The sequence below is a fragment of the Ancylobacter sonchi genome (assembly GCF_018390695.1).
Taxonomy (GTDB): domain Bacteria; phylum Pseudomonadota; class Alphaproteobacteria; order Rhizobiales; family Xanthobacteraceae; genus Ancylobacter; species Ancylobacter sonchi.
Genome location: NZ_JAHBGF010000033.1, coordinates 184,181 through 204,213 on the forward strand (window position 1 = coordinate 184,181; position 20,033 = coordinate 204,213).

General features: G+C 69.6%; 15 protein-coding genes. 13 read left to right on the top strand and 2 right to left on the bottom strand.

All coding sequences use genetic code 11. The features are described from left to right. Positions 1-180 precede the first annotated feature (180 nt). Positions 181-1,047 carry a DMT family transporter gene (locus KHC28_RS20460; protein WP_214010216.1) on the top strand — a complete coding sequence of 289 codons (867 nt, stop codon included), beginning with the start codon at positions 181-183 and terminating at the stop codon, positions 1,045-1,047. Between the two features lie 63 nt (positions 1,048-1,110). Here the strand turns inward: KHC28_RS20460 and KHC28_RS20465 are convergent, their stop codons facing one another. Both KHC28_RS20465 and KHC28_RS20470 read right to left on the bottom strand, forming a co-directional pair. Continuing rightward, positions 1,111-2,463, bottom strand: coding sequence for an esterase-like activity of phytase family protein (locus tag KHC28_RS20465; RefSeq protein WP_214010286.1), 1,353 nt, complete (start codon positions 2,461-2,463; stop codon positions 1,111-1,113). Positions 2,464-2,595: 132 nt separating this feature from the next. Continuing rightward, entirely contained in the window at positions 2,596-3,561 is a 966-nt protein-coding gene (locus tag KHC28_RS20470) for a homocysteine S-methyltransferase family protein (protein WP_214010217.1), read from the bottom strand. Positions 3,562-3,725: 164 nt separating this feature from the next. Between KHC28_RS20470 and recJ the strand changes: the two genes are divergently transcribed. From recJ to urtC, 12 genes are all read left to right on the top strand, one after another. Further along, positions 3,726-5,546: a single-stranded-DNA-specific exonuclease RecJ gene (recJ, locus tag KHC28_RS20475; protein ID WP_214010218.1), complete on the top strand. Its 1,821-nt coding sequence runs from the start codon at positions 3,726-3,728 to the stop codon at positions 5,544-5,546. Between the two features lie 166 nt (positions 5,547-5,712). Continuing rightward, positions 5,713-7,068 (top strand): TIGR03862 family flavoprotein, encoded by a 1,356-nt coding sequence (locus tag KHC28_RS20480; protein ID WP_376772771.1) that lies wholly within the window; start codon positions 5,713-5,715, stop codon positions 7,066-7,068. Positions 7,069-7,377: 309 nt separating this feature from the next. After that, positions 7,378-7,659, top strand: coding sequence for a hypothetical protein (locus tag KHC28_RS20485; RefSeq protein ID WP_214010220.1), 282 nt, complete (start codon positions 7,378-7,380; stop codon positions 7,657-7,659). A 175-nt stretch (positions 7,660-7,834) separates the two neighbouring features. Then, complete coding sequence (locus KHC28_RS20490; protein ID WP_214010221.1) at positions 7,835-9,145, top strand: imelysin family protein; 1,311 nt, start codon at positions 7,835-7,837, stop codon at positions 9,143-9,145. A gap of 10 nt (positions 9,146-9,155) precedes the next feature. Continuing rightward, positions 9,156-10,613 (top strand): multicopper oxidase family protein, encoded by a 1,458-nt coding sequence (locus KHC28_RS20495; protein ID WP_246565045.1) that lies wholly within the window; start codon positions 9,156-9,158, stop codon positions 10,611-10,613. Positions 10,614-10,794: 181 nt separating this feature from the next. Continuing rightward, positions 10,795-11,955: a di-heme oxidoredictase family protein gene (locus tag KHC28_RS20500; protein ID WP_214010223.1), complete on the top strand. Its 1,161-nt coding sequence runs from the start codon at positions 10,795-10,797 to the stop codon at positions 11,953-11,955. A gap of 27 nt (positions 11,956-11,982) precedes the next feature. Beyond that, a complete protein-coding gene (locus tag KHC28_RS20505; protein WP_214010224.1) occupies positions 11,983-13,107 on the top strand; it encodes an imelysin family protein in 1,125 nt (374 codons plus the stop codon). 9 nt (positions 13,108-13,116) lie between these two features. Further along, positions 13,117-14,229 (top strand): DUF1513 domain-containing protein, encoded by a 1,113-nt coding sequence (locus tag KHC28_RS20510; protein WP_214010225.1) that lies wholly within the window; start codon positions 13,117-13,119, stop codon positions 14,227-14,229. A gap of 125 nt (positions 14,230-14,354) precedes the next feature. Further along, positions 14,355-15,506, top strand: coding sequence for an aminotransferase (locus KHC28_RS20515; RefSeq protein ID WP_214010226.1), 1,152 nt, complete (start codon positions 14,355-14,357; stop codon positions 15,504-15,506). Positions 15,507-15,735: 229 nt separating this feature from the next. Further along, positions 15,736-17,040: an urea ABC transporter substrate-binding protein gene (gene urtA, locus KHC28_RS20520; protein WP_214010227.1), complete on the top strand. Its 1,305-nt coding sequence runs from the start codon at positions 15,736-15,738 to the stop codon at positions 17,038-17,040. Between the two features lie 174 nt (positions 17,041-17,214). Next, positions 17,215-18,855: an urea ABC transporter permease subunit UrtB gene (gene urtB, locus KHC28_RS20525; protein WP_214010287.1), complete on the top strand. Its 1,641-nt coding sequence runs from the start codon at positions 17,215-17,217 to the stop codon at positions 18,853-18,855. Further along, on the top strand, positions 18,852-20,027 hold the full coding sequence (urtC, locus tag KHC28_RS20530; protein WP_214010228.1) for an urea ABC transporter permease subunit UrtC: 1,176 nt from the start codon (positions 18,852-18,854) through the stop codon (positions 20,025-20,027). Before urtB ends, urtC begins: the two co-directional genes overlap by 4 nt. Positions 20,028-20,033: the final 6 nt, after the last annotated feature.

The following is a 20,033-nucleotide window of genomic DNA, read 5'->3' on the forward strand; positions in this document are numbered from 1 at the left end:
TCGCCGTTTCCTACCATTCCTTAACCGGCCATGCCGGCATCGCAGGGCAGGCATGGGGCTGCGGGTCTTTGCTTCGCCGTCCGCGGGGGATATGTCCCATCCTGCCGGACCGGCATGTGTCGAATCGTCCGGCGGCTTGCGTTCCGCCGCCGGATCGCGTGTTCCCCCTGTTGGTCCGCAATGCCGTTCCGCGACAAGCTGCTCGCCCTCACCGTGGTCTGCTTGTGGGCGCTCAACATGATCGTCATCAAGCTCGGGGTCGCGGAGATCCCACCCATGCTGATGACGGCGCTGCGCTTCATCATGGTCTCGGCGCTGCTGGTGCCCTTCACCCGCATCACGCTGCGGCAGCTGCCCGGCGTGCTCCTGGTGTCCTTCACCTTCGGTACGCTGCATTTCGGCCTGCTGTTCACCGCGCTCGAACATGCCGAGGCGGGCACCAGCGCTGTCGTCCTGCAGCTCGGGGCGCCGATCGCCACCGTGCTCGCCTGCCTGTTGCTGCGCGAGCCACTGGGGCTGGCGCGCACCGCCGGCCTTCTCATCTCGGTAGCCGGCATTCTGGTGCTGGCGGCCGGCCCGACGCTGCCGCCGCCCTATGCGCTGGCGCTGCTGCTGGTCAGTGCCAGCGGCTGGGCGGTGACCAACCTGATCGTCAAGCAGGTGGAAGGCATCCGCCCGATGGCGATGATGGGCTGGTCGTCGCTGTTCTCGGTGCCGCAACTGCTGCTGGCGTCGTGGATCTTCGAGGCCGACCACTGGGGCATGCTGGCGACCGCCGGCTGGAATGGCTGGTTCTCGGTGGTCTACAGCGCGGTGGGGTCCTCGATCATCGGCTACGGCATCTGGTACTGGCTGCTGCAGCGGCATTCGATCAATGCCGTAGTGCCCTATTCGATGCTCAACCCGCTGCTTACCGTGCTGTTCGGCATCGTGCTGATCGGCGACGATCCCTCGCCGGTGAAGATGATCGGCGCGCTGATCATGGTGGTGGGCGTCGCGCTCATCCTGCGCAAGCCGACCCCGACGCTGCCGGACGCCGCCGAATAGGAGATGTCCGGCCGGGAGACCCGGCCGGACCCGTCACGCCTCGCGGCTCGTTTTGCCTTCAGCTCACTTGGCCTTCAGGAAGTCGCCGACCTCGAGCAGGATCAGCTCGTTGTCGTCGGCCTTCTTCGGGTCGCGCGAGGAGGAGAAGGGCAGGTTGTTGTCGTTGCCCATCACGATGTGGGTGGCGTCGACGACATCGACGTCCTCGATGGTGAAGAACGGGAAGGCGAGCTTGCCGTCGGTGAGCGGCTTACGCGACTTCTTGTCCGGATCGGCGATGGCCATCAGGTCGATATGGCCGATCTTGCGCACCAGCCCGCCGGCATTGGCGTCGGTCAGCTCGATCTTGTAGATGCGCTTGAACTTGGCGAGGTCGTGGAAGCAGTCCGGGCCCTTGGTGCCGGTGGCGCAGGCCTTGTCGGCGGTGCCTTCGCCATTGTCGCGCTCGATGATCAGACCGGTGGTGGCGTCGATCATGTTGAAGTCGCCGATGGCGTTGCCGTTCTGCTCCAGCGGGTACTGCCACATGCGGCCGGTCCACTTCTGGCCGGCGACGTCGAATTCGAGGATCGGCAGGAATTCCTTGCCCTCGGCGGTCTTCTGCCAGTCCTTCTTGGCGGCGTCCCACAGCGGGCCTTCGAGCAGGGCGTAGAGGAACTTGCCGTCCTTGGACGACGCCATGCCCTCATAGCCCTTGGAACGGCGGGCGTTGAACTCGGCGGTGGCGTTCGGCGCGCCGGCGGAGGTAACCATGTAGTGGTCGGGCGAGCGCACCGGCGTTTCGCCGGCCACGGTCTCGAACACGCCGAGCACCTTGCCGCTCTTGTCGGCGCGGATCAGGTAGGGGCCGAATTCCTCGCCGATCCAGATGTCGTCGCCGATGATCTGGAAGCTCTCGGGATCGAAGTCGGAACCGGTGAGGTAGCGCTTCTCGGTACCCTCGTGGACGATGCGGAACGGCACCTTCTTGTCGGGGTCGGTGAGGAAGACGGTTTCGAGCCGCTCGAACTGGCCGGTCTGCCAGTCGATCTTGTAGCGGTTGAGGTACAGCGCCGAATCCGGGCTGTTGGCCTTGGCGCCCATGCCGTTGTCGGTGATGATCCAGAACGAGCCGTCCGGCATCACCTTGATGCCGGAATGGCCCTGCAATGGCTGGCCCTTGAACGGCGCGGACACGCCGGTGGGACGACCGCCCGACTTGCCTTCCACGGTGCCGATGGCCTCGACGCGCTTGCCGGTGGTGTACTTGCCGGAGGTCTTCAGATCCGCCGGGGCGTCGGCGGGCATCTCGATGAAGCTCTCGGCCGGCAGCACGGCATGGCCGGCGAGCGTGGCGGGATAGGCCTGGTCGGCGCGCGCCGCCGGCGCCAGCGCGACCAGCGCCAGCGCGGCACCAGCCAGCAGGCTCGCACGGATCTCAGTGCGGTTCATGGATGGGTCTCCTGAAGACAAGCGGCGGGGCGCCGCGACCGCCTTCCTGTGACCCCCGAGCATGTCGATGACGTTACGTCGTGGTGACGGTACGGTGACGCTCCCCGCCGGGATGCCTCACGCCTGTTCCGGCAGGCAGGCGAGGCAGATCTGCTCGATATGGGCGTAGCTGGTGCCGCAGCAGCCGCCGAGCACGGTGAGCTGCTTCATCCGCTCGCGCAGGCTGCGGTAGCGCCGGCCGAAATCGACGGGATCGCCGGGATCAAGCGTCGGCGACGCGTTGAGCTCGGCATGGTTGAGCGTGGAGGCATTGCCCTCGAAGCCGCGGATGCGGGCGAGCCAGTCGCCGCCTCCAGCGAGGGCGGGCTCGACATGCAGCGGATGCGCGCAGTTCACCATGAAGAAGGCCGGCGCGGCATCGGTCTCGGCGTCGACCTGCTCGATCGCCTCGCGCAGGCTCTGTCCGCTCGGCAGCCGCCCGTCGGTCTCGACCGTGAAGGAGATCACCGAGGGAATGCCGGCGGCCCGGGCCGCCAGGGCGATGCCGGCCGCCTCCTCGGCATAGGTGAGGGTGAAGGCGCCGACCAGATCCGCCGCGCTTGCCGCGAAGCTGCGGATCTGCGGCGTGTGATAGTCGGCGGCTTCGGCGGTCGACATCATCTGGCCGACCTCGTAGCCATCGCCGCGCGGCCCGAGGACGCCGTTGAGCACCATGGGCGAGGCGTCGGTCTCGAAGCGCTCGCGGATGTCGGCCACCAGTTCGATGGCCCGGCGGTTGAGGGCGTCGAGCCGGGCGGAGTCGAAGCCGAGCTGCGCGCCCCAATCGGCATTGGCGCGCCAGGTCGGCGTCTCCAGTACGAAGCCGAGGCCGTGATGGCGGGCGAGCGCCGCATAGCGCGCATAATAGCCGCTGAGAGTGGCTCGGCCTTCCTCGCTGTCGAGCAGGGTGAAGGACGCGAACAGCGGCAGATCGACGTTCTGCTCGAAAATCAGCGTGGTCTCCAGCCCGCCGTCGATGATGAAGACCTTGTCGGCCTGCAGCGGCAGGCATGCCCGATACTTGGCGCGATACTTGGCGTCCATCTGCGCTTCCCCTGTCTGGGTGTCGCGAACGGCCGATCATAGCCGCAATCTGCGGATGCAAGAAGAGCGGACAACGCCGGCCGCGATATGCCGTTCGGCACCCCGTTCGAGGGCGGCCTGCCGCGCCACTCGACGCGGAGGCGCGGTTCGGGCTCTATGCGGCCATGAGTCTCGACCTGCCCGCCGCCCCGCCGCCCGTCCGTGCCTTTCTCAGCGTCGCCCGCTCGGCCACCGGCCGCTTCTGGCGCGACCGGCTGGACATGCGCGGCGCCTCCACCGCGCTCGCCATCGCCCAGCGCCACGGCGTGCCGGAACTGCTGGCCCGCGTGCTGGCCGGCCGTGGTGTCGGCCTCGACGAGGTGCCGGCCTATCTCGATCCCACCGTGCGCGACCTGCTGCCCGATCCGGACACGCTGACCGACATGGAGCCGGCGGTGGCGCGGCTCGCCGATGCGGTGACGCGCGGCGAGAAGGTGGCGGTGTTCGGCGACTACGACGTCGACGGCGCCACCGCTACCGCACTGCTGGTCGAGGTGCTGCGCGCCGGCGGGCTCGACCCGGCTTTCCACATTCCCGACCGCATCTTCGAGGGCTACGGGCCGAACATCCCCGCCATCGAGGCCCTGCGCGCTGCCGGTGCCAGCCTGCTGGCGACCGTCGATTGCGGGACGATGAGCTTCGAGCCCTTCGCCCGCGCCGCCGCGATCGGCCTCGACGTGGTGGTGATCGACCATCACCAGGCGGGCGAGGCGCTGCCGCCGGTGGCGGCGCTGGTGAACCCCAACCGCATCGACGACCTGTCGGGGCTCGGCCATCTCTGCGCGGTCGGGCTGGTCTTCGTCACCGCCGTCGGGCTGGTGCGCGAACTGCGCCGGCGCGGCTGGTGGACGGCCGAGCGGCCGGCGCCAGACCTCCTGGCCATGCTCGACCTCGTCGCGCTCGGCACGGTGGCCGACGTGGTGCCGTTGACCGGGCTCAACCGTGCCTTCGTCACCAAGGGCCTCGCCGTGCTGCGCCGGCGCGACCGGCCGGGGCTGACGGCGCTGATGGACGCGGCGCGGCTCTCCGGGCCGCCCAAGGCCTGGCATCTCGGCTTCCTGCTCGGGCCGCGCATCAATGCCGGCGGGCGCATCGGCGACGCCGCGCTCGGCACGCGGCTGCTGCTCAGCCACGACCCGATCGAGGCACGCGCGCTCGCCGCCGAGCTCGACCGGCTGAACGCCGAGCGCCAGCAGGTGGAGAAGGCGATCGTCGCCCAGGCCGAGGCCGAGGCGGAGGCCGCGCTCGGGCTCGAGGGCACCAGCCCGGTGATCCTGGCGAGCGGGCAGGGCTGGCACCCCGGCGTGGTGGGGCTGGTGGCGGCGCGACTGAAGGAGAAGTTCGGTCGCCCGGCCTTCGCGGTGGCGTTCACCGGCGCGCATGGCGCCGGCTCGGCGCGCTCCATCCCCGGCGTCGATGTCGGGCGCGCGGTGCGCGGCGCCGTCGAGCACGGGCTCCTGGTGAAGGGCGGCGGCCACGCCATGGCTGCCGGGCTGACGGTGGAGCGCGACAAGCTCGGCGCGCTGCGCGCCTATCTGGAGGCGGAGCTGGCGCCGTCGGTCGAGCGCGCCCGCCATGTCGACGAGACGGTGGTGGATGGCGCGCTCTCCGCCGGGGCGGCGACGCCGGAGCTGATCGAGCTGGTCGAGCGCGCCGGTCCCTATGGCGCCGGCAATCCGCAACCTGTGTTCGCCTTTCCCGCCCACCGCATCGTCTATGCCGAGGCCGGCAGCGCCGACCAGGTGCGGGTGCGCCTGCGCGCTGCCGACGGCTCGGTGCTGTCCGGCGTCGCCTTCCGCGCGGCGGCGACACCACTCGGCGAGGCGCTGCTGGGGAGCCGGGGGCAGACGCGCCACGTCGCCGGCATGCTGGACCTCGACAGCTGGCAGGGGAGGGCGCAGCCCAGCCTGCGCATCTGCGATGTCGCCGACCCGGAAAAGACATGAGCCGGCAACGCGCTGGCAGGGCGAGCGGAATCGGTTCGCCAGTTGCTGCGGCGTTGCCGTCGCTGCTGGGCAGCCGCGCGGAATCGCTTTCTGAACCGCCGCGCGCAAGCCGTTGCGCCGACTCGACGAATGCCGCCTGCCTCCTCCTGAAACGAATTCTCAGCCGATGGCGCCAATGACCGGAAACGACTCCTCTTTCGCCGACCGCCCTACTGTCGCGGTCATCGGCGCCGGCCCGGCCGGCCTCCTCGCCGCCGAGGTGCTGGCCACGGCAGGGGCTCAGGTGACGGTGTATGATCGCCTCGCTGCGCCGGCGCGCAAATTCCTGATGGCCGGGCGCGGCGGGCTGAACATCACTCATTCCGAGCCGCGCGAGCGCTTCCTCGCCCGCTATGGCGCGGCGGCGGACTGGCTGGCGCCGATGCTCGATGCCTTCCCTCCCGCCCGCCTGCGCAGCTGGGTGGAAGGCCTGGGCGAGCCGACCTTCGTCGGCTCCAGCGGCCGGGTGTTTCCCCGGAGCTTCAAGGCCTCGCCGCTGCTGCGCGCCTGGCTGCGGCGGCTCGACGGGCTGGGCGTGACGTTCGCCCCGCGCCATCTCTGGCTGGGCTGGGACGAGGCCGGCCGCCTGCGCTTCGCCACGCCGGAGGGCGAGACGGTGCGGGAGGTGAGCGCGACGCTGCTGGCGCTCGGCGGCGCCAGCTGGCCGCGGCTCGGCACCGATGGCGGCTGGGCGTCGATTCTCGCCGCGACGGGGGCGGAGCTGCGCCCGCTGCGGCCGGCCAATGCCGGCGTGGCGGTGGCGTGGAGCGAGACCTTCCGCCAGCGCTTCGCCGGTGAACCGCTGAAGCGCATCGGCCTCGCTGCCGGCGGGCGGGCGCTGCGCGGCGAGGCGGTGATCACCGCGCAGGGGCTTGAGGGCGGCGGCATCTACGCGCTCACCGACCGGCTGCGCGACGAACTGGCGGCCGGGGAGGCGGTGCTGACCCTCGACCTGCGGCCGGACCTCGCCGTCGAGGTGCTGGCGACGCGCCTGGCCTCGGCCCGCAAGGGCGAGACCCTGTCCAACCGGCTGCGCAAGGCCGGACTGCCGGCGGTGGCGGCGGGGCTGATGCGCGAGGCGGCGCTGCAGCTGCCCGCCGATCCCGCCGGTTTGGCCGCACTGGCCAAGGCGGTGCCGGTCCGCGTCGCCGCCATTGCCGGCATCGAGCGGGCGATCTCCTCGGCCGGTGGCCTCGCGAGGGAGGGGCTTACCGAGGCACTGGAGCTGCGGGCGCGGCCGGGCGTGTTCGCCGCCGGCGAGATGCTGGACTGGGAGGCGCCGACCGGCGGCTATCTGCTGCAGGCCTGCTTCGCCACCGGCTGGCAGGCGGCGGCCGGCATGGCGGGCCAGCTGGGCCTGCCTGTTCCTGATCCGTGGACCGGCGGCTGGGTGGCGGCGGATGGGCCAGGCGAAATATCGAACGTGAAAATCTCCGGCGACGAACGGCCGGATCGGGAGGAAGTGGCGCGGGACGGCAGCTGAGGGAGCGCGTGCCACCGTCCCGCGCGGTTCACGAGACCAGCCGGGAAAACGGCCTCGCGAACTGTTCGGTCCCAGGTCCCCGGCCGGGCGATCATGACACCGTCGAGGACTTCGCCATCTGATTACTCGACGATTCTGCTGCGTACAACGATTATCTTCGACGATTATTATAGTTCTAAACTGAGCCGGGTGCTGATTACTTGGCGTCGTTCCAGTAACCGTGCGGTCGCTTGCGGCGGGGCGGTTCGGGGCCTACCTGTTCGAGATGGCGGCACGAGGCGCATGCGGGACGGCATGCAGGAGGGATCCATGGCGCGGCTGTTCTTCCGAAGCGGACGCACGGCCGAGGCGGCGCCGGACGCGGCGCGCGAACTCGCGGCGAAGGCGCGGCGGATGCTCGCGGCCGACGACGACACCACCATTTCGATCAGCGAGATCGCCTGTGGCGATCCGGCCTGCGGCGGCGCCGAGACGGTGATCCTGATCATGCGGCCCGGCCGCCGCACCGAAGCGGCGAAGATTCTTCGGCCGCTCGCCGAGGTGGTGGACGACGACCTGACGGAAGCCCTAGCTAGTTTCGTCGAGGGGTGATGATTTCAGCGAGTGTAGTATTCAATGTTTCTATAAGAAATTTTACCGATGACCTAAGGTGGCTGTAGAGTATAATAGTTCTAAAGTAGAGATGACATCTTGCGACTGCTTGGCAGGCTGGCGTAGGACTCGCGTCGATGGATAGGGACGCCGCGTGGCGGCGGGAGGAAATCCGATGCGAGCCAGCCTGATGAAATTCGCCGCGCCCAAGAAGTTCACCTCGACGCTGATGGCGGCGGTCGCCTTCGGGGCGCTGGTCGCCGCCGGTCCGGTCCGGGCGGAAACCGCGCCGAAGGTGCGCGACGTCGTCGTCACCTACGCCAACATCGCCGAGGCGATGTATTCCGACGCGCTTACCACCGCCAAGGCGCTGCAGGTGGCGGTCGACGCCTTCCTCGCCTATCCGACCCAGGCCAATCTCGACAAGGCCCGCACCGCCTGGAAGGCCGCCCGTGTGCCTTACCAGCAGACCGAGGGCTTCCGCTTCGGCAATGCGCTGGTTGACGACTGGGAGGGCCGGGTGAACGCCTGGCCGCTCGACGAGGGGCTGATCGACTATGTCGACAAGAGCTACGGCACCTCCTCGGACGAGAACCCGCTCTACACCGCCAACGTGATCGCCAACACCAAGATCCGCGTCGGCAAGAAGACCATCGACGCCACCAAGATCAACGCCAAGCTGCTCAACAGCCTGCAGGAGGCCGGCGGCGTCGAGTCCAACGTCGCCATCGGCTACCACGCCATCGAGTTCCTGCTGTGGGGCCAGGACCTGAACGGCACCGGGCCGGGCGCCGGCAACCGTCCCGCCACCGATTACGACCTGAAGAACTGCACCAACGGCCATTGCGACCGCCGCGCCGCCTATCTCAAGGCCGCCACCGACCTGCTGGTGAGCGACCTCGAGGAGATGACCAAGGCGTGGGGCGCCAAGGGCAAGGCCCGCGCCGTGGTGCTGAAGCAGAAGGACAAGGCGGCGCTCGGCACCATCCTCACCGGCCTCGGCTCGCTGTCCTATGGCGAACTCGCCGGCGAGCGCATGAAGCTCGGCCTGATCCTGCACGATCCGGAGGAGGAGCATGACTGCTTCTCCGACAACACCCACAACTCGCATTTCTATGACGAGACCGGCATCGCCTCGATCTATCGCGGCAAGTACACCCGCGTCGACGGCAGCGTCGTCGAGGGTCCGTCGGTTGCCGCCTATGCCGCCGCGCTGGCGCCCAAGCCCGCCGGGGAGGCCGAGGCCAAGATCGACGCCGCGCTCGCTGCGCTGAAGGCGATCAAGGACGAGGCCGACAGCGGCAAGCAGGCCTATGACCAGATGATCGGCGAGGGCAACACCGAGGGCAACGCGCTGGTGCAGAAGGGCGTCGATTCGCTCGTCGCCCAGACCCGCGCCATCGAGGGCGTGGTCGCGGCGTTGAAGCTGAAGATCAAGGTAGAAGGCTCCGACAGCCTCGACGACCCGTCCAAGGTCGGCGAGTGAGGCGCCCGTGATGACAGGGGGCGCGGCCATTTCGCGCCGCGCCCTGCTGGCCGCGGGCGCGGCCTTCGGCGCCGGAGCCGTGCTGGCGCCGGCCCGTACCGGCCTTGCCCGCGTGCCGGTGCCCTTCGAACCGACCCAGCACCTGACGCTAGCCGCCGGCGAGACGGCGTGGCAACTGCCCGGCGCCGGGGCGCCGAGCCGCGTCTATGCCTATGACGGCGAGCTGTTCCGGCAGATCCGGGTGCCGCGCGGCACAAGGCTGGAGGCCCGGTTCGCCAACGGGCTTTCCGAAGGCTCGACCGTGCATTTCCACGGCATCCGCATGCCCAATGAATTCGACGGCGTGCCGACGCTGACCCAGCCGCTGGTCGAGCCCGGCGGCGGCTTCACCTACCGCATTCCGCTCGACGATCCCGGCACCTTCTTCTTCCACCCGCATTGCGACGAGACCGGGCAGGCCGGGCGCGGCCTTGCCGGCGTGCTGATCGTTGAGGATCCTCGTGATCCCAAATTCGACGTCGAGCATGTGCTGTGCCTGAAGGACTGGCGCGTCGACGACACCGGCGGCTTCCTGCCGATGTCCGAGCCGGAAGGTGCCGCCAAGGCCGGCACCTTCGGCGCCACCCGCACGGTGAACGGGCGCGCGCATCTCGACCTCGCCGCGCCGGCGGGCGGCGATGTGCGGCTGCGCATCCTCAACCTCGATTCCACCCGCATCATGGATATCGGCGTCGAGGGTGCCGAGGCCTGGCTGATCGCGGTTGACGGCCACGCTTTGCCGCCGCTGCCGATGGACAGGCTCCCGGACGGTATCTGGCGCATGGGCCCGGCCCAGCGCATCGACGTGCAGGTGCGCATGCCGCGCGACGGCGCGCCGGTGACGGTGGGCGACTATCGCGCTTCCGACGTCTTCACCTTCGCGACGATCTCCGCCGAGGGGAGGGCGCGCGGCCCGCGCCGCCGGGGACCGCTGGCGCTGCCGCCGCCGAAGCTGCCCTTCCCGGACCTCGCGGCGGCCGAGTTCCACTCCTTCACCTTGCAGCAGGCGACCGACGCGGCGGTGAAGGAGACCGGCCTCTCGCCCAACGATCCGCTCGCCAAGGCGCTGATCGACAGCCTGTGCGTCGGCTCGACCACCTACTGGTCGATTGCCCAGCAATCCTGGCCGACCGGCGAGCAGCGCCACCTGCCGCCGCCGCTGGCGCGGATGGAGGCTGGGAAGAGCTACCGCATCGAGATCAAGAACGAGACGCGCTACCCGCATCCGGTGCACCTGCACGGCCATGCCTTCGCGGTGCTTTCCTCCAGCAAGGGGCGTCTGCCGAAGCATTTCGCCGACACCGTGCTGACCCAGCCGGGCGAGGCGGTGGAGATCGCCTTCGTTGCCGCGCCGGGCGACTGGGTGTTCCACTGCCACATCCTCGAACACATGGAGACCGGCATGATGGGCTGGTTCCGTGTGGTCTGAGATGAGTGGGATCCCTCCAGGGCGACGCGCACCCTCTCGCCGTGGGGGAGAGGGTGCGCGCGGTGTTGAGCACTTCCCAGCCGTGCGTCCCCCTCATCCGGCCCGCCGGGCCGATCTTTCCCCCTCCGGGAGAGGTGCGGCTTTCCTCGTTGCACTCTTCGCTCTTATGTCTGCGCCTGCCATGGCAGCCGACGACGCTGGGCTCGACCGTGCCATCGGCAAGGCGCTGTTCGAGCGGCCCTGGGTGCCGGCGCCCAGCTCCACCCGCGCAAATGACGGGCTCGGCCCGCTGTTCGACGCACGCTCCTGCTCGGCCTGCCATCCCGGCGCCGGGCCGGGCGCGACCCGGCTCGACGCGCAGGGCGTGCCGGAGGAACTCGGGCTGGTGCTGTCGCTGTTCCGGACGGACGGCGCTGGCGACCCGGTCTATGGTCACCGGCTGGAGACCATGACCCTGCCTGGCGTGCCGGCGGAGGGTACGTTCCGGGTGACGGTCGAGAACGGGCGGCCGGTGCCGCAGCCACAGGCGCTCGGCTATGGGCCGCTCGATGCGGCAACGCATATCTCGCTGCGGACGGCACCGGAACTGCGCGGGCGCGGCCGGCTCGAACTGGTGCCCGACGCGGCGATCCTGGCGCTGGAGGATCCCGACGACCGCGATGGCGACGGCGTGCGCGGCCGGGCGCGCCGCTTCGAGGTGCCGGAAGGCGGCTCGCGCATCGGTCGCTTCGGCTGGAAGGCCAGCCATCCGACGCTGGCGGGCCAGACGGCGGAGGCCTTCGCGCTCGATCTCGGCCTGTCCACGCCGCTGCGGATGGAACCGTGGGGCGACTGCACGGAGGCGCAAACCCAGTGCCGCAACGCGCCGCACGGCCCCGACGCTGAGGGCGAGCCGGAGATTTCCGCCGCCATCGTCGAACGCATCGTCGCCTATCTGCGCGGGCTGAAGGTGCCGGAGCCGACCGGCGATGCGGCCGATGCGCGCGGCGCCCGGCTGTTCGCCGCCACCGGCTGCGCCGCCTGCCACCGTCCCTCCCTGCCGACGACGGGCGGCGGCACGGTGGCGCTGTTCACCGACGTGCTGCTGCACGACATGGGCGAGGGCCTCGCCGATTCGGCCGGCGTGCCGGGGGCCACCGCGGCCGAATGGCGTACCGCGCCGCTCGCCGGCCTGTCGCGGGCGCTGGAAAAGCGCACCGGCCTGCTGCATGACGGCCGGGCTGCTGATGTCGCCGCCGCCGTCAGCTGGCATGGCGGCGAGGCGGCGGGCGCCCGTCGCCGCTTCGACGCGCTTTCCGCCCGCGACCGCCGTCGCCTGATCGACTACGTTTCTCGTTTGTGATGCCATCCGCGAGCCGGGGATTTCACCATGCGCCGTTCACCCTTAGCCCTTGTCCTCGCGCTCGCCTCGCAAATGGGGCAGGCGGCGCAGGGCGTGCCCGTCGTCGCGGCCGCCGCTTCGCTTCTGAGCACCTTCTTCGTCGGCCGCGCCGATGCCGCCGCGCTCTCGGCGCCCGAGGTGGTGGAGAGCTGGCTGCTGCCGCGCTATGACACGCTGCTCGCCGAGGCCCGCGCCAATCGCGAGGCCTGGCAGGCCTTCTGCGCCGCGCCGTCGCAGGCTGGCATCGCCGGGCTCAAGACCCGCTTCGGCGCGGTGTCGGATAGCTGGGCGGCGGTGGAGTTCATCACCTTCGGCCCGGTGATGCTGTCGCTGCGGTCCGACCGGATGAACCTGTTCCCCGAGCGGCGCAACGCCGTCGGGCGCTCGCTCGCCGATCTCGTCGCCGATCCGACCGACGAGCGGCTGCATGCCGAGCGCTTCCCCCGCCTCAGCGCCGCCGCGCAGGGCCTGCCGGCGCTGGAGCGCCTGCTCTATGACGACAATGCCGACGCGCTGCTGCTGTCGGGTGCCGAGGCGCCGCGCCGCTGCGCCATCGGCCTCGCCATCGCCACCAATATCGAGGCCATCGCCAGCGAGATCCGCCAGGGCTGGGGCAACCGGCAGGACGGCCTGCTGGCACAGCTGATCGCCGGCAAGTCCGATCCGGTGTATTTCCCCGATCCCTCGGCGCTGATGAACCAGATCGTCACCGATCTCGCCGGTGCCTATCAGCGCGTCGTCGACCAGCGCATGCTCGCCGTGCTCGGCAAGACGGCGGACGATGCCAAGCCGCTCACGGCCGACCGCCGACGCAGCGGTCGCTCCAAGGCCACCATCGTCGCCATGATCACCAGCGCCGACTCGCTCGGCACCCGGCTCGGCGAAGGGCTCGACCCCAAGGGTCGCGAGGCGCTCGACAAGGCGTTCGCCGCCGCCGATGCCACCGCGGCGAAGCTGCCGGACGACATCGGCGCTGCCACCAAGACCACGCAGGGGCGTAAGGCGCTGCACGACGCCATCACCGTCTTCAAGGCAGCACAGACGAGCGTCGCCGATCCGCTCGCCTCCGGGCTCGGCGTCGCGCTCGGCTTCAATTCCCTCGATGGCGATTAGGAGGCCGAGATGGGCGCACTTTCCGCCACCCGCCGCAACCTGCTTGCCGGCCTCGGCGGGCTGATGGCGATGCCGCGCGCGCTGCTCGGCGCCGCCCATGCGCGCGACCACCTGCTCGACGCCGAATGGCTGGCGACCGCCGGGGTTGAGGGCGGCTTCGCGCCGGTGGTGCTCTCCGCCGATTTCGATGCCACCACGGTGGGACACGGCGCCCAGCGGCTGCACTGGGTGGAACCGAGCCCGGACGGGCGCACCGCCGTGGCGGTGGCGCGCCGCCCCGGCACCACCGCCGTGCTGTTCGACCGCCGCGCCGGCCAGGTGCTCGCCAGCTTCGAGCCGGGCCAGGGGCGCGTGTTCTCCGGCCATGGCCGGTTCGTCGAGGGCGGCCGGCGCTTCTACGCGGTGGAGATCGAGCGGGAGAGCGGGCAGGGCGTCGTCTCGCTGCGCGAGGTGGCGGACGGCTTTTCGGTGGTGGCCGAATGGGCGTCGTCCGGCATCGGCCCGCACGACATGCTGCCGGCGCTCGGCGGGCTGGTGGTCGCCAATGGCGGCATCGAGCCGCACACGCCGGAGGCGCTCGGCGCCGAGGTCGCCGATGCCAGCGTCGCCATCCTCGATCCGGCGAGCGGGCAAATACGCGCGGTCGGTGCGCTCGACGGCGACCTCGTCTCGCTGTCGCTGCGCCATCTCGCCCGTTCGGATGACGGGCTGGTGGTGGTGGCGGCGCAGGACCTGCTCAACGATTCCATCGCCCGGCCGCTGGTCTATGCCGTGGAGCCGGACGGGCGGCTGCGCGCCTTCGACGCGCCGGACGAGGCGTGGCGTGGCTTCCGCACCTATATCGGCTCGGTGGCGGTCGACCGCTCCGGCCGCTATGTCGCCGCCGCCAGCCCGCGCGGCAATCGCGTCGCGGTGTGGACGCGCGAGGGACGCTTCCTCGGCGGCGTGCCGCTGGTCGATGGCTGCGGCCTCGCCCCCACCCAGGAGGGCGGGCGCTTCCTCGCCACCTCCGGGCTCGGCGAGGTCGTGCTGATCGGCGTCGACGACGAGGGGGTAGGGGTGATCGCCCGGCGCTCCGGCGGGCCGCGCTTCGACAATCACGCGGTGCTGGTGGGCGCCTGATTCGGCGGTCCCGCGGGTCTTTCTGCGGGCCTGCCACCAAAGCGGGCCTTCCCTTTTGCAAGCGGCGGACCGATAAGACAGAGGCGCGATGTCAGATCGCGTTATTTTACGCGGACGCGCTGTAAATGAATTCGATCTTCGCCGGGCTTCCCACCACCGTCTTCGAGACCATGTCGCAGCTGGCGCGCCAGCATGGCGCGGTGAATCTCGGCCAGGGCTTCCCCGACGATCCCGGCCCGCGCGACGTGCGCGAGAAGGCGGCGCAGGCGGTGCTCGACGGCTGGAACCAGTACCCGCCGATGATGGGCGTGCCGGAGCTGCGGCAGGCGGCGGCGGCGCATTACCGCCACTGGCAGGGGCTCGATCTCGATCCCGGCGAGATCATGGTGACCTCCGGCGCCACCGAGGCGATCGCCGGCGCGCTGCTGGCGCTGATCGAGCCGGGCGACGAGGTGGTGCTGTTCCAGCCGCTCTACGACGCCTATCTCCCGCTGGTCGAGCGGGCCGGCGGCGTGCCGCGCCTCGCCCGCCTGACCCCGCCGCACTGGCGGCTGACCGAGGAGGTACTGGCGAGCGCCTTCACGCCGAACACCCGCGTCGTGCTGTTCAACAACCCGCACAACCCGACCGGCCGCGTGTTCGAGCGCGACGAGCTGGAACTGCTGGCCGAGTTCTGCCGGCGCTCCGGCGCGGTGCTGGTCGCCGACGAGGTGTGGGAGCATGTGGTGTTCGACGCCCGCCGTCATGTCTCGGTGCTGTCGCTGCCGGGCCTGCGCGAGCGCAGCGTGAAGATCGCCTCCGCCGGCAAGATCTTTGGCATGACCGGCTGGAAGGTCGGCATGGTCTGCGCGGCGCCGGAACTGATGAAGGGCCTGTCCAAGGCGCATCAGTTTCTCACCTTCACCACTCCGCCGTCGCTGCAGCACGCCTTCGCCTATGGGCTCGGCAAGGACCCCGCCTGGTTCGAGGGCATGCGCGCCGGGTTGCAGCGCTCGCGCGACCGGCTGGCCGATGGGCTCGCCGCGATCGGCCTGACGCCGCTGCCGAGCGCCGGCACCTACTTCCTCAATGTCGACCTCGCCGCCATCGATCCGCGGTTGGACGACGAGGCGTTCTGCCGCGACATGGTGGAGCGCCACGGCGTCGCCGCCATCCCGGTCTCGGCCTTCTATGCGCGCGACGCGGTGCGCAGCGTGGTGCGGTTCTGCTTCGCCAAGACCGACGCCACGCTCGACGCCGCGCTCGACCGGCTGGAGCGGCTGCGGCAGGCGGCGTGAAATTGCCGCCTGATCCTGCCGGGCGTTTGGGCGCGGCTGGGAACTCTGCATACAGGTCGCTCAGCCGAGCGGCATTTGCTCAATTTTTGATCTAATTTCCGAATGACGCGTGGCTCTGCGGCATTCGACGTATTGCGTTTCCCGAAAGTTGGTTTGGCACGGGCGTTGCAACCCTGCCTTCCGGCACGCGGACGGGGGTCCTGCGTGTGAACTCCAGAAGGGAACAACTATGTCTAATCTGTTCTCCCATGCGCGCCGCGTGGCTGGCCGCGCCATGGCCGGCGCTGCCGCCCTGGCGATTGCCGGTGTCGCCGTGCCCGCCGCTGCCCAGGAAACGATCAAGGTTGGCGTCCTCCACTCTCTGTCCGGCACCATGGCCATCTCGGAGACGACGCTGAAGGATACCGTGCTGTTCATGGTCGACCAGCAGAACGCCGCCGGCGGCGTTCTCGGCAAGAAGCTGGTCCCGGTCGTGGTCGATCCGGCCTCCAACTGGCCGCTCTTCGCCGAGAAGGCTCGTGAACTGCTGGCCAAGGAAAAGGTCGCGGTGGTGTTCGGCTGCTGGACCTCGGTGTCGCGCAAGTCGGTGCTGCCGGTGTTCAAGGAGCTCAACGGCATCCTGTTCTACCCCGTCCAGTACGAGGGCGAGGAGAGCGAGCGCAACGTGTTCTACACTGGCGCCGCCCCGAACCAGCAGGCGATCCCCGCCGTCGACTACCTGATGGAGAACGAGGGTGTGAAGCGCTGGGTGCTCGCCGGCACCGACTACGTCTATCCGCGCACCACCAACAAGATCCTCGAGGCCTATCTGAAGTCCAAGGGCGTCGCCGCCGAGGACATCATGATCAACTACACGCCGTTCGGTCACTCCGACTGGCAGACCATCGTCGCCGACATCAAGAAGTTCGGCTCGGCGGGCAAGAAGACCGCCGTGGTCTCGACCATCAACGGCGACGCCAACGTGCCGTTCTACAAGGAACTCGGCAACCAGGGCATCAAGGCGACCGACATCCCGGTCGTGGCTTTCTCGGTGGGTGAGGAAGAGCTCGCCGGCATCGACACCAAGCCGCTGGTCGGCCATCTCGCTGCCTGGAACTACTTCCAGTCGGTCGACGTGCCGGAGAACGCCGACTTCATCAAGAAGTGGCGCGGCTACATCAAGAACGACAAGCGCGTGACCAACGACCCGATGGAAGCCACCGTCATCGGCTTCAACATGTGGGTCAAGGCGGTCGAGAAGGCCGGCACCACCGATCCGGACAAGGTCATCCCGGCGCTGATCGGCGTTTCCGTGCCGAACCTGACCGGCGGCTTCTCCACCATGATGCCGAACCACCACATCACCAAGCCGGTGCTGATCGGCGAAATCAAGGATGACGGCCAGTTCGACGTCGTCGAGAAGACCCCCGGCCTGATCGTCGCCGAAGAATGGTCGCCGTATCTCGAAGGTTCCAAGGACCTGATCGCCGATTGGCGCTCGCCGATGAACTGCGGCAACTTCAACGTCAAGACCGGCAAGTGCGGCGCGCAGTGACCTGCGGCGCGCAGTGATGCGCGGCCGATGAGGGACGGTCCGGCCGGTTTCCGCCCGATGCGGATGGCCCGACCCACCTTTCTCGATCGACCCGGCGGCGGGCGCGACCCGCCGCCGGGCGACTCGCCGCCGGACCGCTTCCGGCTCCATCCGCACTCGCACCGACGGATGACGATGATTTCCCGTGGCCTTCCCAGCCGTCTCGGCTGCGTGCTGCTCCTCGCCCTCGGCCTGATCGCCGGCGCCCTCCTGCTGCCGCGCGCTGCCGTCGCCCAGGGAGCGGCGCCCGACATCAGCACCCCGCTGGCCCAGCTCACCACCGACAAATATGACGACACCGAAGCCGCGCTCGGGGCGCTCGCCTTGAGTGGCAGCCCGGCGGCCGCCGGTATTGTCGCGGCTCTGGCCGATGGGCGGCTGATGTACAGCCCGGCCACCAGGCAGGTGCTGATCAAGACCCCGCAGGGCGGCCTCGTCGACGCCGCGACCGGTCAGCCGGTGGCCGAGGCGCCGCCGGGCGCGAAGGCGGTGCGGGTGAACAACCGCATCCGCCGCGCCATCGAGGCGGCGAGCGGCACGCTGGCGCTCGTCAATCCGGACCCGGCCAAGCGGCTGGAGGCCGCGAGTGCGGTGATGCGCGCCCGCGACGAGGCGGCGCTGCCGGCGCTCGACGCCGCGCTCGCCAAGGAGGCCGACGCCAAGGTGAAGTCGGCGCTGACGCTCGCCCGCGCCTCCATCCTGATCGGCAAGGCCGGCGTTCCCGACGCCGACCGCATCGCTGCCATCGCCACGGTGGGCGAGCAGGGCAACCAGGACGCGCTCGCCGTGCTGCGCAGCGTGCCGGCCGATGCTTCTCCGGCGGTGAAGGCGGCGGCGCAGGACGCCATCGCCGGCATCGAACGCAGCCTCGCCATCTGGTCGGTGGGCCAGAACATCTGGTACGGCGTCTCGCTCGGCTCGGTGCTGCTGCTCGCCGCCATCGGCCTCGCCATCACCTTCGGCGTGATGGGCGTCATCAACATGGCGCATGGCGAGATGGTGATGCTTGGCGCCTATGTGACCTTCGTGGTTCAGGAACTGATCCGCACCTACAATCCGGCGCTGTTCGACCTGTCGTTGCTGATCGCCATTCCCGTCGCCTTCCTGTTCACCGGGTTGATCGGCGTCCTGATCGAGCGCACGGTGATCCGCTTCCTCTACGGCCGGGCGCTGGAAACGCTGCTCGCCACCTGGGGCATCTCGTTGATCCTGCAGCAGGCGATCCGCACCGCCTTCGGCCCGACCAATCGCGAGGTCGGCGCGCCCGGCTGGATGTCCGGCGCCTTCGAGCTCGGCCAGCTGTCCATCACCTATGGCCGGCTGTGGATCATCGTCTTCGCGATGTTCGTGTTTGTCGCCCTGCTGGCGACGCTGCGGCTGACCCGCATCGGGCTGGAGATGCGGGCGGTGACGCAGAACCGCCGCATGGCGGCCTCCATGGGCATCCGCACCAACTGGGTCGATGCCATGACCTTCGGCCTGGGCTCGGGGATCGCCGGCATCGCCGGGGTGGCGCTCAGCCAGATCGACAACGTGTCGCCCAATCTCGGCCAGAGCTACATCATCGACAGCTTCCTCGTCGTGGTGTTCGGCGGCGTGGGCAACCTCTGGGGCACGCTGGTCGGCGCCATGTCGCTCGGCATCGCCAACAAGATGCTGGAGCCCTATGCCGGCGCGGTGCTTGGCAAGATCGCGCTCTTGGTCATCGTCATCCTGTTCATCCAGAAGCGGCCGCGCGGCCTCTTCGCTCTCAAGGGGCGGGCGATCGAATCATGAGCAACGCCCTGACGCCGCAACCCGTGCTGCTCGGCAAGAGCGGCCTCGTCTTCCTCGCCGTGGTGTTGGGAGCCGCCGTGCTGGTGCCGGCGCTCAACCTGCTGACATCGCCGGACTCCGCCCTGCACGTGCCGACCTACGTCGTCTCGCTGCTCGGCAAGTACCTGACCTATGCGCTGCTCGCGCTGTCGGTCGACCTGATCTGGGGCTATGTCGGCATCCTCTCGCTCGGCCATGGTGCGTTCTTCGCGCTCGGCGGCTATGCGATGGGCATGTACCTCATGCGCCAGATCGGCCCGCGTGGCGTCTATGGCGACCCGGTGCTGCCGGACTTCATGGTGTTCCTGAACTGGAAGGAACTGCCGTGGTTCTGGCACGGCTTCGACATGTTCCCCTTCGCCGCGCTGATGGTGCTGTTGGCGCCGGGCATCCTCGCTCTGGTGTTCGGCTGGTTCGCCTTCCGCTCGCGCGTAACCGGCGTGTACCTATCGATCATCACCCAGGCGATGACCTTCGCGCTGCTGCTGGCCTTCTTCCGCAACGACATGGGCTTCGGCGGCAATAACGGCCTCACCGACTTCAAGGACATACTCGGCTTCAACATCCAGGCCGACGGAACCCGCCTCGTGCTGTTCGTGCTCTCGGCGCTGGCGCTGGCGCTGGGCTACGTTCTGTGCCGCTTCCTGGTGCGTTCGCATTTCGGCAAGGTGCTGATCGCCATACGCGACGCCGAGACGCGGGTGCGCTTCACCGGCTACCGGGCGGAGAACTACAAGGTGGTGGCCTTCGTGGTCTCGGCCATGCTGGCCGGCATCGCCGGGGCGCTCTACGTGCCGCAGGTCGGCATCATCAATCCCGGCGAGTTCTCGCCCGCCAACTCCATCGAGATCATCGTCTGGGTGGCGGTGGGCGGACGCGGCACGCTGGTCGGCGCAGCGCTCGGCGCGGTGCTGGTGAACTACGCCAAGACCTATTTCACCTCCGGCCTGCTGGCGCCCTACTGGCTGTTCATGCTGGGCGGCCTGTTCGTCGCGGTGACGCTGTTCCTGCCCAAGGGCATCGTCGGCACCTTCTACGACTGGCGCCGCGCCCGCGCGCCGGCGCCGGAGGATCTGGCGCCCGACGATCTGGCGCCGCCCGACAAGCTGCCCGAACCCAAGCCGGCCGAGTGAGGGGAC